Origin of the sequence: Micromonospora sp. NBC_00898 (genome assembly GCF_045207895.1) — a bacterium.
Taxonomy (GTDB): Bacteria; Actinomycetota; Actinomycetes; order Mycobacteriales; family Micromonosporaceae; genus Micromonospora.
On the sequence record NZ_CP108775.1, the window covers coordinates 2,878,045 to 2,899,565 of the forward strand.

19 protein-coding genes and 3 pseudogenes are annotated in these 21,521 nt (G+C 76.3%); 10 read left to right on the forward strand and 12 right to left on the reverse strand.

Annotated features, from left to right (window positions below):
• Window positions 1-73 precede the first annotated feature (73 nt).
• Window positions 74-3,041: pseudogene (locus OG799_RS14125) on the reverse strand (helix-turn-helix transcriptional regulator).
• Between the two features lie 205 nt (window positions 3,042-3,246).
• Here OG799_RS14125 and OG799_RS14130 point away from each other — a divergent pair.
• A pseudogene (locus OG799_RS14130) lies at window positions 3,247-4,362 on the forward strand (adenylate/guanylate cyclase domain-containing protein); the annotation flags it as partial.
• Between the two features lie 1,482 nt (window positions 4,363-5,844).
• Here the strand turns inward: OG799_RS14130 and OG799_RS14135 are convergent.
• From OG799_RS14135 to OG799_RS14150, 4 genes are all read right to left on the reverse strand, one after another.
• Window positions 5,845-6,411, reverse strand: a complete 567-nt coding sequence (locus OG799_RS14135) for a dienelactone hydrolase family protein (RefSeq protein WP_406046287.1) — start codon at window positions 6,409-6,411, stop codon at window positions 5,845-5,847.
• A 73-nt stretch (window positions 6,412-6,484) separates the two neighbouring features.
• Window positions 6,485-6,913: a hydroxyphenylacetyl-CoA thioesterase PaaI gene (gene paaI / locus OG799_RS14140; RefSeq protein ID WP_406045486.1), complete on the reverse strand. Its 429-nt coding sequence runs from the start codon at window positions 6,911-6,913 to the stop codon at window positions 6,485-6,487.
• Between the two features lies 1 nt (window position 6,914).
• A complete protein-coding gene (gene paaK, locus OG799_RS14145) occupies window positions 6,915-8,222 on the reverse strand; it encodes a phenylacetate--CoA ligase PaaK (protein ID WP_406045487.1) in 1,308 nt (435 codons plus the stop codon).
• Window positions 8,223-8,342: 120 nt separating this feature from the next.
• A complete protein-coding gene (locus tag OG799_RS14150) occupies window positions 8,343-8,792 on the reverse strand; it encodes a MarR family winged helix-turn-helix transcriptional regulator (protein ID WP_406045488.1) in 450 nt (149 codons plus the stop codon).
• Window positions 8,793-8,942: 150 nt separating this feature from the next.
• Between OG799_RS14150 and OG799_RS14155 the strand changes: the two genes are divergently transcribed.
• From OG799_RS14155 to OG799_RS14170, 4 genes are all read left to right on the forward strand, one after another.
• A complete protein-coding gene (locus OG799_RS14155) occupies window positions 8,943-10,166 on the forward strand; it encodes an MFS transporter (RefSeq protein ID WP_406045489.1) in 1,224 nt (407 codons plus the stop codon).
• 284 nt (window positions 10,167-10,450) lie between these two features.
• Window positions 10,451-10,924: a FluC/FEX family fluoride channel gene (locus tag OG799_RS14160; protein ID WP_406045490.1), complete on the forward strand. Its 474-nt coding sequence runs from the start codon at window positions 10,451-10,453 to the stop codon at window positions 10,922-10,924.
• A complete protein-coding gene (crcB, locus tag OG799_RS14165; RefSeq protein WP_406045491.1) occupies window positions 10,921-11,283 on the forward strand; it encodes a fluoride efflux transporter CrcB in 363 nt (120 codons plus the stop codon). The genes OG799_RS14160 and crcB overlap by 4 nt, the downstream gene beginning before the upstream one ends.
• A 164-nt stretch (window positions 11,284-11,447) precedes the next feature.
• Window positions 11,448-12,152: an MBL fold metallo-hydrolase gene (locus OG799_RS14170; protein WP_406045492.1), complete on the forward strand. Its 705-nt coding sequence runs from the start codon at window positions 11,448-11,450 to the stop codon at window positions 12,150-12,152.
• A gap of 11 nt (window positions 12,153-12,163) precedes the next feature.
• On the opposite strand, the gene OG799_RS14175 is transcribed toward OG799_RS14170, so the two are convergent.
• Window positions 12,164-12,502: a hypothetical protein gene (locus OG799_RS14175; RefSeq protein ID WP_406045493.1), complete on the reverse strand. Its 339-nt coding sequence runs from the start codon at window positions 12,500-12,502 to the stop codon at window positions 12,164-12,166.
• 202 nt (window positions 12,503-12,704) lie between these two features.
• Complete coding sequence (locus OG799_RS14180; protein ID WP_406045494.1) at window positions 12,705-13,922, reverse strand: MFS transporter; 1,218 nt, start codon at window positions 13,920-13,922, stop codon at window positions 12,705-12,707.
• A 165-nt stretch (window positions 13,923-14,087) separates the two neighbouring features.
• On the opposite strand from OG799_RS14180, the gene OG799_RS14185 reads away from it, so the two are divergent.
• Together OG799_RS14185 and OG799_RS14190 are read left to right on the forward strand one after the other, a co-directional pair.
• The gene (locus OG799_RS14185) at window positions 14,088-15,077 is read left to right on the forward strand and encodes a LacI family DNA-binding transcriptional regulator (RefSeq protein WP_406045495.1); all 990 of its coding nucleotides are present in this window, start codon (window positions 14,088-14,090) and stop codon (window positions 15,075-15,077) included.
• A 90-nt stretch (window positions 15,078-15,167) separates the two neighbouring features.
• The gene (locus OG799_RS14190) at window positions 15,168-15,860 is read left to right on the forward strand and encodes an alpha/beta hydrolase (protein ID WP_406045496.1); all 693 of its coding nucleotides are present in this window, start codon (window positions 15,168-15,170) and stop codon (window positions 15,858-15,860) included.
• Between the two features lie 6 nt (window positions 15,861-15,866).
• Here the strand turns inward: OG799_RS14190 and OG799_RS14195 are convergent, their stop codons facing one another.
• Window positions 15,867-16,988 carry an FUSC family protein gene (locus OG799_RS14195; protein ID WP_406045497.1) on the reverse strand — a complete coding sequence of 374 codons (1,122 nt, stop codon included), beginning with the start codon at window positions 16,986-16,988 and terminating at the stop codon, window positions 15,867-15,869.
• 165 nt (window positions 16,989-17,153) lie between these two features.
• Between OG799_RS14195 and OG799_RS14200 the strand changes: the two are divergent.
• A pseudogene (locus tag OG799_RS14200) lies at window positions 17,154-17,420 on the forward strand (helix-turn-helix transcriptional regulator); the annotation flags it as partial.
• Window positions 17,421-17,465: 45 nt separating this feature from the next.
• Here the strand turns inward: OG799_RS14200 and OG799_RS14205 are convergent.
• Window positions 17,466-17,888, reverse strand: coding sequence for an NUDIX domain-containing protein (locus OG799_RS14205; RefSeq protein ID WP_406045498.1), 423 nt, complete (start codon window positions 17,886-17,888; stop codon window positions 17,466-17,468).
• 123 nt (window positions 17,889-18,011) lie between these two features.
• Between OG799_RS14205 and OG799_RS14210 the strand changes: the two genes are divergently transcribed.
• A complete protein-coding gene (locus OG799_RS14210; RefSeq protein WP_406045499.1) occupies window positions 18,012-18,533 on the forward strand; it encodes a nitroreductase/quinone reductase family protein in 522 nt (173 codons plus the stop codon).
• Between the two features lie 21 nt (window positions 18,534-18,554).
• Here OG799_RS14210 and OG799_RS14215 read toward each other — a convergent pair whose 3' ends face one another.
• The gene (locus OG799_RS14215; RefSeq protein ID WP_406045500.1) at window positions 18,555-19,037 is read right to left on the reverse strand and encodes a cupin domain-containing protein; all 483 of its coding nucleotides are present in this window, start codon (window positions 19,035-19,037) and stop codon (window positions 18,555-18,557) included.
• Window positions 19,038-19,066: 29 nt separating this feature from the next.
• Complete coding sequence (locus tag OG799_RS14220) at window positions 19,067-19,552, reverse strand: RrF2 family transcriptional regulator (protein WP_406045501.1); 486 nt, start codon at window positions 19,550-19,552, stop codon at window positions 19,067-19,069.
• A gap of 115 nt (window positions 19,553-19,667) precedes the next feature.
• Here OG799_RS14220 and OG799_RS14225 point away from each other — a divergent pair, with 115 nt between their 5' ends.
• Entirely contained in the window at window positions 19,668-20,549 is an 882-nt protein-coding gene (locus OG799_RS14225) for an ArsR/SmtB family transcription factor (protein WP_406045502.1), read from the forward strand.
• A 171-nt stretch (window positions 20,550-20,720) separates the two neighbouring features.
• On the opposite strand, the gene OG799_RS14230 is transcribed toward OG799_RS14225, so the two are convergent.
• Entirely contained in the window at window positions 20,721-21,356 is a 636-nt protein-coding gene (locus tag OG799_RS14230) for a DedA family protein (RefSeq protein WP_406045503.1), read from the reverse strand.
• Window positions 21,357-21,521: the final 165 nt, after the last annotated feature.

Sequence of the window (21,521 nt, forward strand, 5' to 3'; positions counted from 1 at the left end):
GGTGACGTGGGACAGCCTTCCAGCCGCGCCGGTCGGCGGGATCAGTAGAACGACGTATGTCGGGTGGCCGGTCCTACGACTGTTCGGCGCGGCTGCGGAGGAATATCGCGCTCGCCTGCACCCGGGTGCGCACCTGGAGCTTGTCGAAGATGTGCGACACGTGCACCCCGATGGTGCGCTCGCTGATGAACAGCCGCTGGCCGATCTCCTTGTTGGTCAGCCCCTCGGCGACCGCGGCCAGCACCTCCCGCTCCCGGGCGGTCAGCACGGCCAGCTCGTCGACGGCCGGCTCGGCGGGCGGCGCCACGGCGGGCCGGCGGGGGGCCGGGGCCGGCGGGCCGCCGGCGGGTACCGGCCACTCCTCGAGCACCACCCGCGCCCGGCCGGCCAGGGTACGGATCTCCGAGGCTCAGCGGCGACGCGCCGAGGCCCTGCGCCATCTGGTACGCCTGGCGCAGCAGCTTGCCGGCGGTCGCCACCCGGCTGCGCCGGGCCAGCAGCGCCTCGGCCTGCCGCAGCCGCGAGTACGCCGCCGGGTACGGGTGGTTGCGGCGGTCCCACTCGGCCGCCGACCGGGCCCACAGCTCCGGGTCGCCCCGGCCGTCGAGCCGGCTCAGCTCGGCGGCGCAGAGCGCGAGGAAGCCGTCGACGATGTAGCGCACCGGGCGGCCGGCGTGCTCGCTCTTGCGGCCCACCCGGTCGACCACCTCGCGCAGCCGGCGGACCGCCGTCTCGTCCACCGCGATGGTGCGGCTGGCGTGCGCCTCCGCCTCCGCCCGCAGGCCGTGCCAGGCCAGCGTGGCCAGCACGATCACGTCGTCGGAGCGGCTCTCGGTGAGGCCACGTTGGACGGCCTGCCGGGCCAGGTCGTGCCGCCCCTCCCACATCGCCAGCCCGGCGCGCAGGATCAGCATCGGCAGCACGTGCCGGGCGCCGCCGCCGGCCAGCACGGTCGCCACCGCCTCCAGGTCCCGGTCGGAGGCCTCGATGTCGCCGTACCCGACGGAGAGCCGGCAGCGGGCCAGCAGCAGCTCGACCGCGTCCGCGCCGGACGGGCGGTGCCGCAGGGCCGCCGCGACCACCTTCTCCGCCTCCGACCACTGCCCCACCCGGAACAGGCCGTTGGTGGCGATGGCCAGCAGCCGGGTCTCCCAGGTGCGGCCCAACCCCAGCTCGGCGACCCGCTCCGCGCCCCGGCGGGCCACCACCACACCCTCCTCGAGGATGTTCAGCGGACCGGTCAACAGCTCCGCCAGGTGCAGGTACGCGCAGGCCACGTCCTCCGGGCGGCCGGACCGCTCGGCGATCTCGACCGCCTCCCGCATGACCGCCAGCCCCGCGTCGGGATCCTCCAGGAAGGCCTCGCTGAAGCCGAGTGCGGCGCTGGCCAGCACCACCTCCGAGGTGGAGCCCTCGACCGCGCCGGCGAGCTGCAACGCCTCCCGGGCCTGCGCGCCGGCCTCGGCGTACCGGCCCAGGTGCAGGAGCAGCTCGGCCAGGTGGGCGGCGGCGGTGGCCCGCTCCCGGGCCGTGCACTCGGCGGCGTCCAGCGCCTGCCGGTACTCCGCCTCGGCGGGGGCGGACCGCCCGGCGGCGGCCAGGTAACGGGCCCGCCGGATGTGCAGGGCGCAGGCCGGTGGGCCGGCCGGGTGCCGAGCCAGCTCCTCCAGCAGGGCCAGCGCGCGGGCGTGCTCGCCGCAGTGGTGCGCCGCCTCCGCGGCGTGTTCCAGCAGCTCGGCGCGGTCCACCTCGACGGGGATGGCCCGGTCGGAGTCGGGCGGGGCCACGGCCGGGGCGTCGGCCAGTTGCAGCGCCGCCGACCAGTGCCGGTGCGCCTCGGCGTAACCGTGCAACCGCTCGGCCTCCCGGGCGGCGGCCATCGCGGCCGGCAACGCGCGGGCCGGCTCGCCGGCCAGTCGCCAGTGGTGCGCCAGCCGGGCCTGGTGCAGCTCCGCGGTGGCCGAGGTCAGCGCCTCGGCGTAGCGCCGGTGCAGGGCGGACCGCTCGGCGGGCAGCAGCTCGTGCGCCAGCACCTCGGCGACCAGCCGGTGGCGCAGCCGGTAGCCGTCGTCGGCGCCGACCAGCAGCCGGTGCGCCACCGCGGCCCGGACCGCGTCGATCAGCTCCTCCTCGGGCAGCCGGACGACCTGGGCCAGCAGCCAGTGTTCGACCGGCTCGACGCCGGCGGCGACCGCGTGCACCACCGCGTGGGCGTGCTGCGGCAGGGCGTCGACCCGGGCCAGGAAGATCTCCCGGAGGGTGTCGGAGAGGCCGTCGCGGCCGTCGCGCAGGTCCCGGGCGAGTTCCTCGGCCACGAACGGGTTGCCGCCGCTGCGCTGCCAGACCAGCTCGGCGGACTCGGCGGTCAGCGGCCGGCCGACGACGGCCGCGGCCAGCCGGTCGGTGTCCGCCCGGTCCAGCGGCGCCAGGTCGACCACCCGGACCGACCGCAGCCGGCGCAGCTCGGTGAGGACGCGGCGCAGCGGGTGCGCGCCCTGCAGGGCCTCCGCCCGGATCGCGGCGAGCACCGACAGTTGCAGGTCACCGAGGCCGGCGAGGAGGTAGAGCAGCAGTTGACGGGTGGTCCGGTCGACCCACTGGAGGTCGTCCAGCACGATCACCAGCGGGCGGCCGGCGGCGACCAGGTGCAGGCCGCGGGCGACCCGCTCCAGCAGCGCGCCGGCGCCGTCGGGGTCCGGGGTCTCGTCGTCGAACATCTGCAGCAGCCCACGCACCGCCGAGGAGGTGCGGGCCTGCGCGGCGGGCAGCTCGGCGTCGAACCGGCGCAGCGCCTGCCGCAGCGGGTGCAGCGGGGAGGCGTCGCCGATGTCCAGGCAGGTGCCGGTGAGCACCAGCGCGCCCGCGTCCCGCAGTCGCGCGCTGACCTCAGCCAGCAGCCGGGTCTTGCCCACCCCGCTCTCGCCGGTGAGGAAGACCGCCGCGGTGTGCCCCTGCGGGACGTCGTCGAGCAGCGCCGACCGCAGCGCCGCGAGCTGGTCGGCACGGCCGACGAGCGGTGCGGTGTCCACATCGCTGGCCATGGCTCGCAGCCTAATCACAGACTCCCGAACCCTTCTACGGGCTCAGGGCGCATGTGGTACTCCTCGCGTCGACATTGCGACTAAAGGTTGCGGGTGGCCGACATACGTCGTTCTGCCGATCCCCCGAGAACCCGGTGGTGCGAGTCTCCGGAGGTCGTCAGGCACCGGAGCGGGGGGAAGGGTGGGTGCGATGCCAATGTCCATGATGCTGGGAAGTCGCGAGGTCGTCAGTTCAGCACGATGGCCGGTGCCGGAGGAGAGACGCACGGTCACCGTGCTCTTCGCCGACATCGTCGGCTCGACCGGCCTGACCGAGCGGCTCGACCCGGAGGACGTGCGGGCCCTGCAGCGCGCGTACTTCGACACCGTCGCCGGGGTGCTGCGGCGGTGGAACGGCGTGGTGGAGAAGTACATCGGCGACGCGGTCATGGCGCTCTTCGGCGCGCACGCCTCAGACGGCTTCGACGCGTACCGGGCGGTGCGGGCCGGGCTGGAGATCCAGCGGGCCGTCGACCGCCGGGTGCCGGCCGGCACCCGGCTGCGGGTCCGGGTCGGGGTGGCCACCGGCGAGGTGCTGGTCGACCTGGCCGCCACCCGGGACGGCGGGCACGGCACGGCCAGCGGCGCGGTGATCACCACCGCGGCCCGCCTCCAGGAGTACGCCCCGCCCGGCGCCGTGGTGGTCTGCGCCGCCACCCGGCGGGCCACCGCCGGCCTGATCGAGCAGCGGCCGCTGGCGTCCATGACGGTCGCCGGCAAGGCGCTGCCGCTGGACGTGTGGCGGGTGACCGGGACGGGCCGGCCGCGCACCGGCCGACACCACGGTCCGCTGGTCGGCCGGTGCCGGGAACTGGCCACCGCCGGCGACGAGATCGTCCGGGCGGTCCGGGACCGCCGGCCCCGCTGGCTGTCGCTGACCGGCCCGGCTGGCAGCGGCCGCAGCCGGCTGCTGCACGAGCTGGCCCGCGCGGTGTCGACGGTGGACGGTACGCCGGTGCGCTGGTGCGTCACGCACTGCCCGCCGTACGCGCAGGGCGGCCTGGCGCCGCTGGCCGACATGGTCCGCAAGTTCGCCGGGGTCCGCGACACCGACCTGCCCCCGGTCGTACGCCGGCGGCTGGCCACGGCGCTCGAGGGGCTGCTCGCACCGGCCCGCCTCGGTCCCGTGGCGCACGCGCTGGCCGAACTGCTCGCCGCGCCCGAGGACGACGGCGCGGCGGGCCGGGGGGCCGACGCCTGGCGGGAGGTCCTGCTGGCGCTGGCCGCCGGTCAGCCGGTGGTGGTCGCGGTGGACGACCTGGACCGGGCGGCGCCGGCGCTGAACCGCTTCCTGCATCAACTCTTCGCCGCGGCGACCGAGCGGTGCCTGCCGCTGGCGGTGGTCGCCACCCACGGTCCCGGCTGGGCGGACGTGCTGCCCGGCGCCGGCGACCGGCGCCGCCGGGTACCGCTGCCCCCGCTCGGCACGGTCGACACCGGACGGCTGCTGCGGCACCTGCTCGGCCGGGCCGGCCGACCCGCCGCGCTGGCCCGGGACCTGCTTCCACTGGTCGGCGGCAACCCGGCCGTCGCCGAGGCGTACGTGCGGGCGCTCGACGCGGACGGCGGCGCGTCGGCCGGGCCGGTGCCCGACCCGGTACGCCGGATCGTCGACCGCCGGCTGGACCGGCTGGACGGCGACCACCGGGCGGTGCTGATGGCCGGCGCGACGCTCGGCCCGCGCTTCGCCGCCACCACGGTCGAACGACTGCTCGGCTGGACGCCGGGCCGCGCCGAGCCGATGCTGCGTCACCTGGTCGCGGGCGGCCTGCTGCGCCGGCCGAGCCGCGGCGGGTACGCGGTGGCCGAGCCGGCGGTGGCCCAGGTGGCGCGGCACCGGCTGCCCCGCGCAATCCGGGCGGAGTTCGCCCGGCGGGCCGGCGCGCGGCTCGGTGCGGAAGCCACCCGGCGGGTCGGCGCGCAGCCCGGTGCCGATTCTCCCCGGCGGGCCGGGGCGCAGGTCGGCGCGGCGTGCGCGGTCGGCGCCGGCACCCGGCTGGACGGCGTCCCCGGTTCCGCAGCGCTGGCGGGCGTCCCCGGTTCCGCGCGCCCGGACGGCGTCTCCGGTGCGGCGGGCCAGGACGGCCGCGCCGAGGCCGCCCGGCCGGCGGCAGTCGGGCACCGGCGGCACCCGGCTGCGGTCACGCCCCGGCGGACAACGCTCATCGGCGCCGGCGTCCGGTCGGCGCCGCGGGACCGGCCCTCCGGGTCCGGAGCCATCGCGCCGCGTCGCACTGAACGGGAGCGGGTGGGGGCGGGCGCGGCCGGGGGACGCGCGGGCCTCGCCCCGCCCGCCCCGATCGGCCGACCCCGGTGGGGCTCGTCCACGCCGGCCCGGGTCCGGGCGCTGGGCGCCGTGACCCCGCCCGGCCTGGCGACCGTCGGGCCACCGGCGGCGCGGCCGACGACGGGCCGGCGGGGCTCGGTGCGGACCAGGGCGACCACGGTGCCGGACTCCCCGGCCGAGCGGTCGTCGTCCCGCTCGTCGGATCACCGCGGCCGACACCCCGTCGGCCCCGGCCGGTCGCCCCGTTCGCGAGCGCGGCCCCCGGTGCGGCACCGTCCACACCGGCCGGTTCACCGATCCTGTTGTCCGAGGCCCCGACCCGGCACCGTCGAACCGGGTTCGCCGCAGCCGGACCGATCCCGCTCGCCGCCTGAACCGGGGGGCGGTCCGGTCCCAGGGGAGCGCACCCGCGCCGACGGCGCAGCCACGCGGCGGCCGGCACGGGCCGGCGGGCCGGGCGCGGGCCGGCGGCGCAGGTCAGTGGGCGGCGAGGAACGCCAGCGCCCGATCCCAGGTGAGCCCCGTGGCCACCGGGTCGTGGTCGGGCAGGTCCGGGTCGGTGTAGAGGTGCCCGGGCCCCGGATAGCGGTACACCGACAGGTCGGCCCCAGCGGCGGTCATCGCCCGCTGCCACTCCTCCACCTCGTCCTGCGGGTCGTACTCGTCCGGGTCGGCGAGGTGCAGCTGCACCGGCAGCCCCGGACGCACCGCCTCGGGCCCGCCCGCGGTGCCGTGCAGCAGGAGCAGGGCCGCCGCGGCGGGCCGCTCGGCGAGCAGCGCCCCGGCCACCCCGGCGCCCATCGAGAATCCGGCCAGCACCGCCTCCGCCGGCAGGTCCCGCGCCGCGACGCGGGCCCGGTCGAGCACCACGTCCCGGCCGACCTTGTCGAGCAGGGCGAAGCCCTCCTCGACGGTGTCCGCGGCCGGCAGGCCGTACAAATCGGGGGTGACCACCTCGTGCCCGGCGGCGCGCAACCGGGCCGCGGCGGCGAGCACGGCGGGCCGCAGCCCGTAGACGGAATGCAAGAGCAGGATCTGTCCCATTGGGTCATCGTGCCGCAGGGCACCGACACTCCGGCCGCGCCGGGCCGGAGGGCCGCCCGGCCGCTGCCGGGGCTCAGCTGCCCGTCGGGCCGGCGTCGCGGGACGCCAGGGTCCGGCTGCGGCCCCGGAACTCGGCGACCACCTCGTCGTCCCGCCAGACGGTGACGTCGTAGATGCCGCTGCGGCCGTACCGGGTGCGTTCGGTGGCCCGGGCCTCCAGCAGGTCACCCTCGCGCACCGGACGGAGGAAGCTGATCTCGCCGCCGGCGGCGACGGTCACCGGCCCGTGGGTGTTGCAGGCCAGCGCGAACGCGGTGTCGGCGAGCAGGAAGACGAAGCCGCCGTGGCCGATGGCGTGGCCGTTGAGCATGGCCGCGGTGACGCGCATCCGGGCCACGGCCGCGCCGTCGGCGGCGGAGACCAGCTCGATGCCGAGCCCCTTGGAGGCCACGTCGGCGTCGAACATGTCGTGCGCCGCCGTACGGTCGCCGCGCTCGGCCATTTCAGCGCCCCCGCCGCTGGTCCACGATCCGGCGCATCTTGCCCATCGACCGTTCCACCCCGTCCGGCTCGATCACCTGCACCGCGACGCTGACCCCGATGGTGTTCTTGACCTGCTCCACCAGCGCCGCCCCGGCCCGCGCGGCCTCGTCGGCGGCCACCCCGACCCGGCGCTCCACCTTGACGGTGAGGGTGTCCATCCGGCCCTGCCGGTCCAGCACGCACTGGAAATGCGGCGACAACGCCGGAGTACGCAGGATCAGCTCCTCGATCTGGGTGGGGAAGACGTTCACCCCGCGCACGATCATCATGTCGTCGGTCCGGCCGGTGATCTTCTCGATCCGGCGCATGGTCCGGGCCGTGCCGGGCAGCAACCGGGTCAGGTCCCGGGTGCGGTAGCGGACCACCGGCATGGCCTCCTTGGTCAGCGAGGTGAGCACCAGCTCGCCCTGTTCGCCGTCGGGCAGCACCGCGCCGGTGACCGGGTCGATGACCTCCGGGTAGAAGTGGTCCTCCCACAGGTGCAGGCCGTCCTTGGTCTCCACGCACTCGACGGCCACGCCGGGGCCCATCACCTCCGAGAGCCCGTAGATGTCCACCGCGTGGATGTCGAGCCGCTTTTCCATCTCCCGGCGCATGTCCTCGGTCCACGGCTCGGCACCGAAGATGCCGACCCGCAGCGAGGTGGACTTCGGGTCGACACCCTGGCGTTCCATCTCGTCCACGATGGCCAGCATGTAGCTGGGCGTGACCATGATGACGTCCGGCTCGAAGTCGCGGATCAGCATCACCTGCCGCTCGGTCATGCCCCCGGAGACCGGGATGACCGTGCAGCCCAGCTCCTCGGCGCCGTAGTGGGCGCCGAGCCCGCCGGTAAACAGGCCGTAGCCGTACGCCACGTGCACCCGGTCGCCGGGGCGACCGCCGGCGGCGCGGATGGACCGGGCCATCAGCCGGGCCCAGGTGGCCACATCGTCCTTCGTGTACCCGACGACGGTGGGCCGGCCGGTGGTGCCGGAGGAGGCGTGCAGCCGGGCGATCCGCTCCCGGGGCACGGCGAACATGCCGAACGGGTAGTTCTCGCGCAGCTCGGCCTTGCCGGTGAACGGGAAGCGGGCCAGGTCGGCCAGCTCCCGGCAGTCGTCGGGGTGGACGTCCGCCGCCTCGAAGGCGCGGCGGTAGTGCGGCACATTGTCGTACGCGTGCCGCAGCGACCGGCGCAGCCGGTCCAGTTGCAGCGCCCGCAGCTCGTCGACGCCGGCCCGCTCCACGGGCTCCAGCTCCTCCGGACGAGGGGTGCGGTCCTGCACGGTTGCCTCCTGCGCGACGCGTCCCCGACGCGGCTGCGGCGCCGGGCGATGCTGCGTACCGTACGCCCGTACCGGGTTGTCGTGCCAGGTCAGGGGGCGGGCCCGGAAGCGACGGCGGGGTCAGCGGGCGGCGGGGAGCCGGTGCAGCGCGTCCACCAGCGGCGCCAGCTCCGGGGTCCGCTCCCCCTCGGTCAGGGCGTCGGCCAGCACCCGGTCGTGGGTGGGTCGAGCCCGGGCGAGCAGCTCGGAGCCGGCCGGGGTCAGCTCGGTGTAGATGCCGCGGCGGTCGTCCTCGCAGAGGATCCGGGTCAGCAGGCCGCGGTCCTCGAGGCGGGTGACCAGGCGGGTGGTGGCGCTGCCGGAGAGGGCGGCGGCCCGGGCCAGCTGCCGCATCCGCATGTGCCAGCCGTCCTGGCGGGACAGGGCGTCCAGCACCGTGTACTCCACGACCGAGAGGTCGTGCTCGGCCTGGAGGGCGCGCTCCAGCGCCGTCTCGATCAGGCCGTGCAGGGCGGCGAGCGTACGCCAGCCCTGGGCGCGGATCTCGACCGCGTCGTCGCCGATGCCCATGACGCCCCCTCCGATGTGACGTGGACGCCTTCCAGGCTAGCACGCTTGCGCCGATAGCAGGCGCGTGCAACTATTTGCTTGTTAGCGCGGGTAATTGCACGCGCTTCTTGTCTTCCTGGGCACGGATTCCGACACACGGATGGGAACGTCATGTCTCAGCGCACCTCCGCCCTCCCCGGCGGCCTGATCGCCCTCGCGATCGGGGCGTTCGGCATCGGGTTGACCGAGTTCGTGATCATGGGGCTGCTCCCCCAGGTCGCGGCGGACTTCGCGGTCACCGAGCCGGTGGCCGGCTGGTTGATCTCCGGCTACGCGCTCAGCGTCGCCGTCGGCGGGGTCGCCCTCACCGCCGCGGTCACCCGGCTGCGCCGCAAGAACGTCCTGCTCGGCCTGATGGTGCTCTTCATCGCCGGTAACCTGCTCTCCGCCCTGGCCGGCGACTACGCCACGATGCTGGCCGGCCGGATCGTCGCCGCCCTCTGCCACGGCGCGTTCTTCGGCATCGGCGCGGTGGTGGCGGCCGGCCTGGTCGCGCCGGCCCGGCGGGCCGGCGCGATCGCGATGATGTTCGCCGGTCTGACCACCGCCAACGTGCTCGGCGTGCCGTTCGGCACGTTCCTCGGCCAGCACTTCGGCTGGCGCGCCACCTTCTGGGCGATCACCGGCGTCGGCGTGGTCGCGCTGATCGGGCTGGCCCTGCTGGTGCCCGGTCGCGGGCCGGCCACCGACGCCGCGCCCGCCGGTGGGCTCCGCGGCGAGCTGCGCGCCTTCACCCACCGCCAGGTGTGGTTCTCGCTGGTGATCACCATCCTCGGCTTCGGCGGCATGTTCGGCGCCTTCACCTACATCGCGTACACCCTGACCGAGGTGAGCGGCTTCGCCACCGCGACCGTGCCGTGGCTGCTGGTGCTCTTCGGGGTGGGGCTCTTCGCGGGCAACCTGGCCGGCGGCCGGGCGGCCGACGTGTCGCTGTCCCGCACCCTGGTCACCGTGCTGGCGGTGCTCACCCTGGTCCTGGTCGGCTTCGCGCTGACCGCCGCCAGCCCGGTGCTGACCGTCGCTGCCCTGCTGCTGATGGGCGCGTTCGGTTTCGCCACCGTGCCGCCGCTGCAGATGAGGATCATGAAGTACGCCCACCAGGCCCCCACCCTCGCCTCCGGCGCCAACATCGCCGCCTTCAACCTCGGCAACGCCCTGGGCGCCTGGATCGGCGGAGTGACCATCAGCGCCGGGCTCGGCTACACCGCGCCGATCTGGGCCGGCGCCGGCCTCACCCTGCTCGGGCTCGGCGTGCTCCTGGTCGCCGAGCGGCTCGCCCGACACGCGCCGGCCCGCCCGGCAGCCCCCGCCGAGCTGGTCGAGGCCGCGGCCTGACCCGTCGGACTGCGGGCTGTTCACTCACCGTGACCGACGCCGACGGCCGACCCGTCGGTGAGCGATATGACTGCCAGTCATAAATATGCCTGGCAGTCATATCAGCCGTCGGCACACCACCCCACGGGCAGGCAGACCGGCACCGCGGACAACCGGGTAGGGCGCGGGGTTATCCTCGGCTGGAGACCGGCGGTGGGGCCCGCCGTCCCGGGTCACGCCGGGAGAACCGCGACACGCTCGCCAACGGTCCCTGCCAGTGATGCCCGTCCTGGTGGGGAGGCACCGTGACACGACCACCCGAGTTCCGCGTCGACCCCGACGTCGACCTGCACGTACCCGGCGACCGGGCGGAGCTGGCCGCCCACCCGGCGGCGGTGCTCGGCACGATCGCCGCCGGGGGTGTGCTCGGGGCGCTGGCCCGGGCCGGCATCCAGGGCGCGTTCCCGCACGGACCGACCGGCTTCCCCTGGGCCACCTTCGGCATCAACCTCGCCGGCTGCCTGCTGATCGGCGCGCTGATGGCGGTGATCGGGGCCCGACCGACACACCCACTGGTCCGACCGTTCCTCAGCGTGGGGGTGCTCGGCGGTTTCACCACCTTCTCCACGTACGTGGTGGACGTGCAGCGGGCGGTGACCGCCGGCGCGGCGGGCACCGCGCTGGCGTACCTCGCGGCGACGCTGATCGGCGCGCTGCTCGCCGTCGGGGTCGGGGACGCGGCGGTCTCCCGCCTGCTGACGAGGCGGGCGGCGCGGTGACCGTCCTGCTGATCGCCCTCGGGGCGGCGCTCGGCGCGCCGCTGCGCTACCTGACCGACCGGGCGGTGCAGGCGCGGCACGACTCCCCGTTTCCGTGGGGGACGCTGACCGTCAACGTGGTCGGGTCGCTGCTGCTCGGCGCGGTGGCGGCGGTGCCGGCCGCGCCGGCGGTGACCGCGCTGGTCGGCACCGGGTTCTGCGGGGCGCTGACCACCTGGTCCACGCTCAGCTACGAGACGCTGCGGCTGACCCGGGAGGGCGCCCGCTTCCACGCCGTGGCCAACGCGCTGGCCAGCGTCGTCGCCGGCCTGGGCGCGGCGTCGCTCGGCTACGCCCTCGCCCGCGCCCTGACCGGCTGAGCCGCCGCCCCGCGTCCGCCATTCCCGCCGCGCGGTTTTCCCGCCGGCCGCCGGCGGCAGCGCGCCTGGCGGGACGGTCCGGGGCGCCCGGAGCGGCTAGCATCGGCGTCAACAGTGGAACATCGGCCCGCCTGCCCAGTGAGGAATTTGCCGCCATCGACACCGTGACCCTCCGACATGTCGCCGGCCGGGTGTGGCTGTTCCCCGGCGATCCCGACCCGGGCAACATCCGGCCCGGCGTGGCGGTCGTCGCCGACGACGGCGGAAGTGTGATCGTCGACGCGGGGCAGAGCCCGGCGCACGCCCGGGAGATCCAGGGCGCGCTCGCCGCGGCCGGCCTGCCCGCGGCGCGGTGGCTCGTCTACACCCACCACCACTGGGACCACGTCTGGGGCGCCTGCGCCTGGCCGGACGTCGAGATCGTCGGTCACGTCGCCGGCGTCGAGCCGCTGCGCGCCGAGGCGGCCCGCCCGTGGAGCCACCGCTACCTGCGCGAGCAGGTCCGCGCGAACCCGCGGCTCGGGCCGAGCTTCCGGGCCCGGGCGCTGGCCATGGACTCCTGGGCGGACTTCGAGGTGCGGCCCCCGACCCGCACCTTCACCGACGAGCTGACCCTGCCGACCGGCGTACGGGTGCGGCACGTCGGGGGTCGACACGCCCCGGACTCGTCCGTCGTGCTGGTGCCCGACTCGGGGGTGCTGCTGCTCGGCGACTGCTGGTATCCGCCTCCGGCCCACCTCAGGAGCCCGGCCGACGGCCCCGACCTGGCGATGGCGCACGGGCTGCTCGACGACGACGTCGAGTGGTACGTCTCCGGCCACGACGAGCCGCTGACCCGGGCCGAGACGCGGGCGGCCCTGGCCGGCTGACCGGCCGGCGCTCAGCGGGCGCGGCGCTCCGGGTGGGCCCGGTTCCAGGCCCGCATCCGCTCGGGGTAGCCGGTGCGGGCGGCCTCGTACAGCGGGATGGCGTGCTTCTGGGCGATCTTCCCGGCGGCCCGCGGCGAGCCGGTGCGGCGGCGGATCCACTCGCCGTCGTGGGCGATCGCGACCACCGTGGTGTCCGTCGCCGTGGTCTCCGGCTCCAGGTAGAACTCGACGCCCCGGCGGCTGGCGGCGAACGCCTCCAGCGCGGCCAGGTCCTCCCCGGTCGCCTCGCGGTCGAGCTTCGTCGGGGTCGTCGGGTCGGCGGCCCGGGGCCGCCGGCTGAACCAGCCCATGTCGGCTCCTCTCCTCGGCGTCCCGCCCAGTGCAGCACCCCTGCCTGAAAATCGGCTGCGAGCCAGGTGGGTGTGCGCTGGGCGATCGACACCGGCTACCGGACAGCGCGGTGTCCGGTCGTCCGGTCACCGCGCTGTCCCGCACCTCGAATCGAGCACGCCGGCGGACCGGCCCGGCGGCACCCGGCCCGGCCCGCCGGGGTCAGCGGGCCGGTGGGCGCAGCACCGGGACCAGCGCGAGGGTGGGCAGCAGCAGGATCGGCACGACCAGCAAGGCGCGCAGCGTGCCGACGTGGTCGCCGAGCAGGCCGAGCAGCGGCGGCCCGCCCAGGAACGCGGTGTAGCCGATCACCGCCACCACGCTGACCCGGGCCGGCGCCCGGTCCTCGTCGTCCGCGGCGGCGCTCATCCCGACCGGGAAGCCGAGCGAGGCGCCGAGTCCCCAGAGCGCCACGCCGACGACCGCCAGCGGCCCGGAGCCGGCCAGCACCGCCAGGGCGGCCCCGGCGGCGGCGAGGCCGATGGTGCCGAGCAGCACCGGCACCCGCCCCCAGCGGTCGATGGCCACCGTGCCGGCGGTACGGCCGAGCGTCATGCCGACGACGAAGACCCCGAAGACGGTCGCGCCGACCGCCTCGCTGACGCCGTGCCCGTCGACGAAGGCGACCGCCAGCCAGTCGTTCGCGCTGCCCTCGGTGAACGCCATCACCAGCACCAGCAGGCCGACGAGCAGGGTGCGCGGCTCCCGCCAGGCGGCCAGCAGCGCCCGCCGCCGGGCCGCCGGCTCCGCCGGGCTGTCGGCCTCGGCGGTGGCCGGCAGGAAGGACCGGGCGCCGAGCAACGTGCCGACCAGCACCACCGTCGCCAGCACGGTCAGGTGCACCCCGACCGGTACGCCCACCCGGGCCGCCCCCGCGCCGATGCCCGCCCCGGCCACCGAGCCGAGGCTCCACGCGGCGTGGAACCGGGGCAGGATGGTCCGGCCCAGCCGCTTCTCGACGGCCGCGCCCTCGATGTTCATCGCCACGTCGCAGGCGCCGGAGCCGTAGCCGAGGGCGAACAGCCCGACGGCGACGCCGGCCAGCGAGCCGGCCAGGCCGGCGGAGAGCCCCACCACCGTCATGCCGACGGCGACGAGCAGGGTCGACGTCGCCACCGTCCGGGCCGGCCCGAGACGCTGGGTGACCAGGCCGGCGGTCGGCATCGCCAGCAGCGCGCCGACGGACATCGCGAGCAGCAGCAGGCCCAGCCGGCCGGCGCTCAGCTCCAGGGATTCCTTCACCGCCGGGACGCGGGAGAACCAGGTGGCCACCGCCAGCCCGTTGAGGGCGAACACGACCGCCACCCCGGTACGGGCGGCGAGGACCGGTCGCGGTACCGCTTGCCGGTCGGCGGTCGGTGTGTCGGTGGTGCTGCTCACAGCGCTGTCTTCCTCTCCCCGGGCGGACTGCCTCGCCGACGATCGCACACCTGAGAGCGCTACCACCACAAGCCGGATCCGCCCCTTACCGGCGACCACCCCGAACCGGCATGATGCGGTGGTGGGCCGGGCACGGGGGCGCGGCCGGGACGGGTGGAGGACGACATGAGCACGCCGACGGCACGCCCGGCCACCCTCGACGACGTCGCCCGGGCGGCCGGGGTGTCCCGGTCGACCGCCTCGCGGGTGATCGCCGGCACCGGGTTCGCCTCGCCGGACGCCCGGGACCGGGTGGTCGCCGCCGCCGACCGGCTCGGCTACGTGCCGAACCAGGCAGCCCGCGCCCTGGTACGCGGGGCCGGGGTCCGGCTGGTGATCGCCGTGTCCGGCGCCGACGGCACGGTCCTCGACGACCCGTACGTCGACCGGGTGGTGGGCGCCGCCGCCCGGGTCTGCGCGCCGCACGGGATCGGGGTGGCCCTGGAGTGGCTGCCCCTGCGCGGACCGACGGGCCTGCGGCGGCTCGGCGAGGACCGCGGCGTCTGCGGGGTGGTGCTGGTCAACACCACCCAGGCTGTGCTGGACGCGGTGCCGGCCGGCCTGCGCGGCCGGGTCGCCTCGATCGGCATCGGCTCGCCGGCCGTGCCCTCCTTCGACGTCGACAACGGCGGCGGCGCCGACGCGGTGCTGCGCCACCTGTACGACTCGGGCCGCCGGCGGATCGCCATGGTCACCGGCCCTCGCTGGCTCACCTGCGCCGGGCGGTCGGTGGCCGCGTACCGGGCGCTGATGCGCGGGGCCGGCCTGCCGGTGCGGCTGGTGGCCGGCGACTTCACCGCCGCGCGGGGCGGCCGGGCGGCGCTGGAGGTGCTGACCTGCTGGCCGGACACCGACGCGATCTTCGCGGCCAGCGACGCCACCGCGCTGGGCGCGATCTCCGCGCTGCGCGGGCCCGGCGTCCGGGTGCCCGGCGACGTCGCGGTGGCCGGCTTCGACGACATCCCGTACGCGGCGGTCAGCACGCCCGCCCTCACCACCGCGACCCACCCGGTCCGGCGGATCGCCACGGCGGCGGCCACGGCCGTGCTGGACGGCCGCCGGGTGCCACCGGTCACCGCGTTCCCGTCGACGCTCGTCGCCCGCGAGAGCGCCTGACCGGCCGGAGCGCCCCGCCGGGTGGGCGGTTGGCCGGCGGGAAGCGGGGTAACCGGCCCGGGATCCGCCGACGGGAGGGGGCGAGACGAGGTGACCGAGCCCGCGTCGCCGCACCGGCAGCCCGAGGAGGGCCCGCGGCACGGCCGGCTGAGCGCCCGGCCGGCCGCGCCGACGACCCGGGGCGCCACCGGCCTGGTGCCGGTGACCGCGCCGGACGGCGGGCCGCCCGCGCTGGCGTACGCGCCGCCCGGCGACGGGCCGTACCGGCTGGTGGTGCTGCTGCACGGGGCCGGCGGGACCGCGCAACAGGGGTTGGACCTGCTGCTGCCGCTGGCCGACGCGCACCGGCTGCTGCTGCTCGCCCCGAAGGCCACGGCGAGCAGTTGGGACCTGATCGTCGAGGCGTTCGGCACGGACGTGACCCGGATCGACGGCCTGCTCGGCACGGTGTTCGGGGCGTACCCGGTGGCGGAGGTGGCTTTCGGCGGATTCTCCGACGGCGCGTCGTACGCCCTCTCCCTGGGCCTGACCAACGGCGACCTGGTCGACGCGGTGCTGGCCTTCTCCCCCGGCTTCGCCGCGCCGCTGGTGCCGCACGGCCGGCCGCGCGCCTTCGTCTCGCACGGCACCGACGACCGGGTGCTGCCGGTGGACGTGTGCAGCCGGCGGCTGGTGCCCCGGCTGCACGCCCTCGGCTACCCGGTGGAGTACGCCGAGTTCGCCGGCGGCCACGAGGTGCCGGCGGAGATCCGGCAGCGGGCAGTGGCCTGGCTCGCCGGTTGATGTCGGTCAGGCGGGTCCGGTGACGGCCGCGTCCACCCGGTCCAGCACGGTGGCGTCGTCGTCCACGCCCACCCCGCGGAGCAGGTCGATCGCGGTGGCCCGGAGCTGACCGATGATCATGGCGAGTGGGAGGGTCTGCCCCGGGGTGAAGAGCCGGCCGGCGACCCGGACCGCCGCCAGCGCCGCCGCGTCGGCCCGCTCGGCGTGCCGGTCGGCGACCTCGTCCTGCCCGCTCAGGTCGGCGGCGAGCGCGTCGCCGGCCGCGCGGACCGCCTCGGCCAGGGTGCGGACGGCCGCGCCCAGGTCGGGCGGCGCCGGCGCCGGCCCGCGGACCAGGGTGACCGCGGCCCGGGCGAGCACCCGCACGTTGCGCACCGCGTAGTCGATCTGCCGGATCGAGCCCTCCACCGAGCGCAGCCGCCCGATGTGGCGGCGCCGCCGCACGTTGAGCCGCAGCGCCTCACCGGCGGCGAGCACCGCGCCGCGCAGCCGTTCCACCCCGGCGTCCGCGTGCCGGGCCCGCTCCAGCGCCGCCAGGGCGGCCGCCTCGTCGCCCCGGTCGAGGGCCGTCGCGATCTCGTCGAGCAGCCCGGCCAGTTCCTGGAAGGTGTGCCGGAACTCGGCGACCAGCGGCGCGAGCGGCCGCCGGGCGTCGATGAGCTGGCTCGCCACGACGGCCACCGCGCCGCCGATCAGCGCGTCGACGAACCGGAACGGGATCAGCGACTCGGCCGGCGGCGCGACCACCACCAGGTAGAGCGCCGAGACGGCGGCCTGCACGACGGAGACCGAGCTGGCGCCGATCGCCACCGCCAGGGCGACGGTCAGCAGGATGACGGTGAAGACCGTCCAGGTGGTCCGCGGGCCGAGCGCCTGGACGACCAGGTCCGCGACGAGCACCCCGGCGGCCACCCCGAGCAGCACCTCCACGGCCCGGCGCATCCGCTGGCCGCGGGCCTGGCCGAGGACGATCAGCGCGGCGGCCGGGGCGAAGAACGGCTGCGGGTGGCCGACCAGCCGGGTGGCCAGGACCCACGCGACGGTCGCCGCGAGGGTGGCCTCCACCACCGGCAGCCAGCCCCGCCGCAGCCGCCCCGCCGCCTCCGGGAACCAGCTCCTCCGTGCCATTGCCGCCTCCTCCGCCGCACCGACCCACCCATGGTGCGCCGGACCGACCCGGACGGCAGCGCCCGGGGCGGCCCCACGCCGGTGGCACCGGTCACCTCCCGGGTACCACCGGGCGTGGCTCACGCGGGCCGGGGTGGCCGGGGCTCGACCGTGCTGCTGACCGGGACGGTGGCCCGGCTGGCCGCCGAGGTCGGGGTGTCCCGGGCCGCGCTGGCCCGCCGCTTCACCGAGCTGGTCGGCGAGCCACCGATGACGTTCCTGACCGGCTGGCGGCTGGCGCTCGCCGCGGACCTGCTCCGCGAGCCGGACGCGACGCTCGCCGCGGTGGCCCGCCGGGTCGGTTACGGCAGCCCGTTCGCGCTGAGCACGGCGTTCCGGCGGGAGCGCGGAGTGAGCCCGCGCGCCTTCCGTGCCCGGTCGGCGGTGGACTGACCCACGCGGCCCGGCCGCCCACGCGGACCGGGTGGGCGGCCACGGTCAGTCGGCGGCGGCGAGGCGGGCGTACTCCGGGGAGGTCAGGAAGCGGGTGAGCAGTTCCGCCGTGCCCGGGGTGTACGGCCGGCCGTCGAGGAGCTCGTCCGGGGTGGTGAAGACGATCGCCGCGCCCTCGCCGAGCACCACGTCCCGCTGCCCGGCCCGGGTCGCGCCGCAGAAGTAGTGCTTGACCCGGTCGATCTCGGGCAGCTCCTGGGTGGCGAAGTGCCGCAGCTCCCCGTCGGGGCGCAGCCCGGTCTCCTCCCACAGCTCCCGGAGGGCGGTCTCGTCGATGGTCTCCCCGGGCTCCCAGTGCCCGCCGGGCAGGCCCCAGACGTTCGGGTGGCGCGGGGCGTGCGCGTCGCGGAGCTGGAGCAGCAACCGTCCGGCACGGTCGACCAGCAGAACACAGGCGATCGGGTGCATCGGGCCAACCTACGCCCCCGCGCCCGCCGCGGCGGTCCCGGCCGGACCGGGTCGGTCGGCCCTTCCGGGCGACCGGTCCGCGGTCCCCAATGGAAGGTGGCACCCGGCCACGAGGAGGTTCCGATGCCCGCGACAGCTGATCCGCACCGCACCGGGATCTGGTACCGGCACGTGCGGTGGATGTACCGGGGCGCCCGGCCGAACGCCCTGGCCCGGCTGCTCAACGGCCTCTCCGCCCAGCAGTACGCGGCCGGGCTGGGGCCCGGGCACTGGGTGACGCTGGAGGTGCCGGGCCGGCGTACCGGTCGGCTCGTCTCCGTGCCGCTGGTGGTCGCCGACCACGACGGTGGGCGGTACCTGGTGGCGATGCTCGGCGAGCGCGCCAACTGGGTGGCCAACGTGCGAGCGGCCGGCGGCCGGGCGGTGCTGCGCCACGGCCGGCGGGAGCCGGTCCGGCTGGTGGAGGTGCCGGTGGCCGACCGGGCGCCGATCCTGCGCCGGCACCTGGCCCTCGCCCCCGGTGCCCGGCCGCACGTGCCGGTGGACCGGCACGCCCCGGCCGCCGACTTCGCCCGGATCGCCGCCGGTTTCCCGGTCCTCCGGATCCTGCCGGACATCCCGCCCGCCCCGGGCCGGGCCGACTGAGCCCGGCCGGGGCGGCCACGGTCAGCCTCGGGCGCGCCAGACGGGGCTGTCGACGTAGTGGTTGTCGTAGCGTTCGCCGCTCGCCGCGATCTCGGCCGGGTCGGCCTCGCCCCGGTACACCCGCTCCAGCAGGCGGTAGTAGTCGAAGCGCACGATGCCCGGCGTGAAGAGCACCAGCACGTCGGCGGACTCACCGGCAGCCGGGGCGAAGGCGTGCGGCGTGCCCGCCGGCACGACCAGCAGGTCGCCGCGGTGCAGGGTGGTGATCTCCTCGCCGACCAGCACGTCGAGCACGCCGTCGAGGACGAAGAAGTTCTCGGCCGCGCTGGTGTGCAGGTGCGGCGGGGCGCCCGGGGAGCCGCGGTGCAGCGTGGCCCGGTTGGCGGTGAGCGCGCCGCCGGTCACGTCGGCGTCGGCGAGCAGGGTGATCAGGCTGGTCGGCCCGTCGGCGAGGACGGTGGCCTCGGTCGCCCGGACGTGCAGGGGTGCGGTGGTAGCGGTCATGATCTCGCCCTTCGTTGTGGCTTCGGCAGTCAGGAGAGCAGTTCGGCGAAGCGGCCGCGGGTGTTGCCGGGGGTGTCCGGGTAGCGCCGCTCGACCGCCGCCTTCAGCTCGGCGAGCGTCTGCCCGGCGAGCTCCCGCCGCCAGGCCAGGTCGGCCCGGCGCATGGACTGGGAAATCAGGCAGGTCTGGCGGTAGTCGACGTCCGGGCTGCCGCCCGGCCCCTGGCGGAGGATCTGCTCGCAGCGGAACGCCTCCTCCGGGCCCTCGATCGCGGTGACCACGTCGAGCAGGGTGATCTCCTCGGGGGCGCGGGCCAGCCGGAATCCGCCGCGCGGCCCGGGGGTGGAGGTGACCAGCCCGGCCCGGACCAGGGCCTGCAACTGCTTGTTCAGGTACGCGGCGGGCAGCTCGTAGAAGGCCGCCAGCCGGGTCGCCGACACCGCCTGCCCGGGCGGCAGCCAGGTCAGGTTGAGGCAGCTGTGCAGGGCCCACTCGACCCCCTCGGTCAACTTCACATCCTGGATATTACATATCCAGGATAGTCGGCGCAAGATCCCTGCCGGACCGCGTCTCGGACGCCCGGTCGCCGATCCGGACCAGCCGGGCCCGGGCCGCCGAGGTCGCCGTCAGGTGGCGGACCAGAGCTGTCGCGGCCAGCAACGCCAGCATCGCGCACACCCCCAGCCAGCCGACCTGCTGATCTCCCTGGTCGGGCCGGACCGCGCCGTTCCGGACTTCCTCACACCCCGGCCGACGAAGTTCGCCGCGACCTTCGAGGAGGAACTGGCCGCGGTCCGCCGGACGCCAGCGGAGCTGGTGCGCCGGGACGTGCTCGCGGTCCACCCACGGGTCCGGCCGCCCGAGGTGCTGCGGGGGGTCGAAGCGGACGACGACGGGCCCGTCCTCGCGCTTCGCGACGCCATCTGCGACGAACTGCAGCGTTACTGGGAGGTGGCGATCCGGCCTGCCTGGCCACAGCTGCGACTCGTGCTGGAGGCCGACATGACCTACCGGGCCCGGCAACTCGCCGTGGGCGGGGCGCGACTGCTCTTCGCCGACATGCACCCGAACCTGCGCTGGCACGACGGCGTGCTGCACATCGACAAGATGATCGGCCGGCACCAGGTCGTGGCGTCCGGCCGAGGTCTGCTGCTGGTGCCGTCCGTCTTCTCCCACAAGCCCGCCCCGCCGCTCAGCCCGGAGGAACCGCCGCTGCTGCCGTACCCCAGCCGTGGCGTGGCGACGCTGTGGGCCCCGACGCCGGACGCTGACCCGACCGCGCTCACCTCGCTCCTCGGCGCGCCCAGGGCACGTCTGCTCGGCCTGCTGGACGAGCCACTGCCGACGGTGGAGATCGCCCGCCGGCTCACGGTGACGCCCAGCGCCGTGTCCCAGCATTTCCGCGTGCTCCACGCGACCGGCCTGCTCACCCGCGCCCGCGACGGACGACACGTGCTCTACCGCCGCAGCCCGCTCGGCGATCAACTGGCCGGTCGCCCGGCCCCCGACTGACCGGCCCGGAGGGCATGCGGAGCGGCCTCCGGCCGGCGGGCGGGTCTCGGTGATCCGTCGGCACGAGCAGCGCGGGCAGGCGGTTCGCCGACTGACGGTCGGGCCCCCGGCAGGACCGTCCGCGTGGCGGCGGCCCGACCACGCGCGCCCGCGGTCCCGCGCCGACCGCCGTCACTCCGCCCGGGCCGCGGCAGCGCGCTCCCGCCGGGCCGCTCGCCGGCGCCACCAGATCCGCACCGCGACCGCCACCAGCACCACCGCGAACAGCGCCTCCCCGCCCAGGCCGAGTCGCCGCTCCAGCATCCGGTACGAGGCACCGGCCAGGTAGCCGAGGACGGCCACGGTCAGCGCCCAGAGGGCCCCGCCGGTGACGTTGGCCAGGGTGAAGGTGCGCTGCGGTATCCCGCTCATGCCCGCGAGAGCCGGCACCAGCGCTCGTAGCGCTGCCGCCCAGCGGCCGACCACCACCGCCATGGCACCGCGCCGGCGGATCAGCGCGAACGCCCGCCCCACCTGCCCGGAGCGGACGAACCGGCGAGGGGTCCGCTCCAGCAGCCGGCGACCGTAGCGGCGACCGACCAGGTAGCCGATCTGGTCGCCGAGGGCCGCCCCGACCACCGCCGCGACCACCACCGCCCAGAGCGGCAGCCGCCCCTCGTGCGCGAGGACCCCGCCGACCAGCACGGCCACCTCGCCCGGCACGAGCAGGCCGAGGAAGGTCGACGCCTCCAGCGCCGGGAGCAGGAAGACCAGCGCCAGCACCAGGGCGGGCGGCAGCGCCACCAGCAGATTCACCAGCCGGTCCATCCGGCGATTGTCACCCGGCCGCCGAGGGCCCGCACACGCGTCACGCGGGGCGGACGACGAACCCGGGGGGGCGGGCTGGCTGCTGGACTGCCCGCGTGCCCGCTGGTGCCGGACGATAGATGATCATGCGAGACGGCCGGAACCGGTCGGGTCGGGGGAATGAAT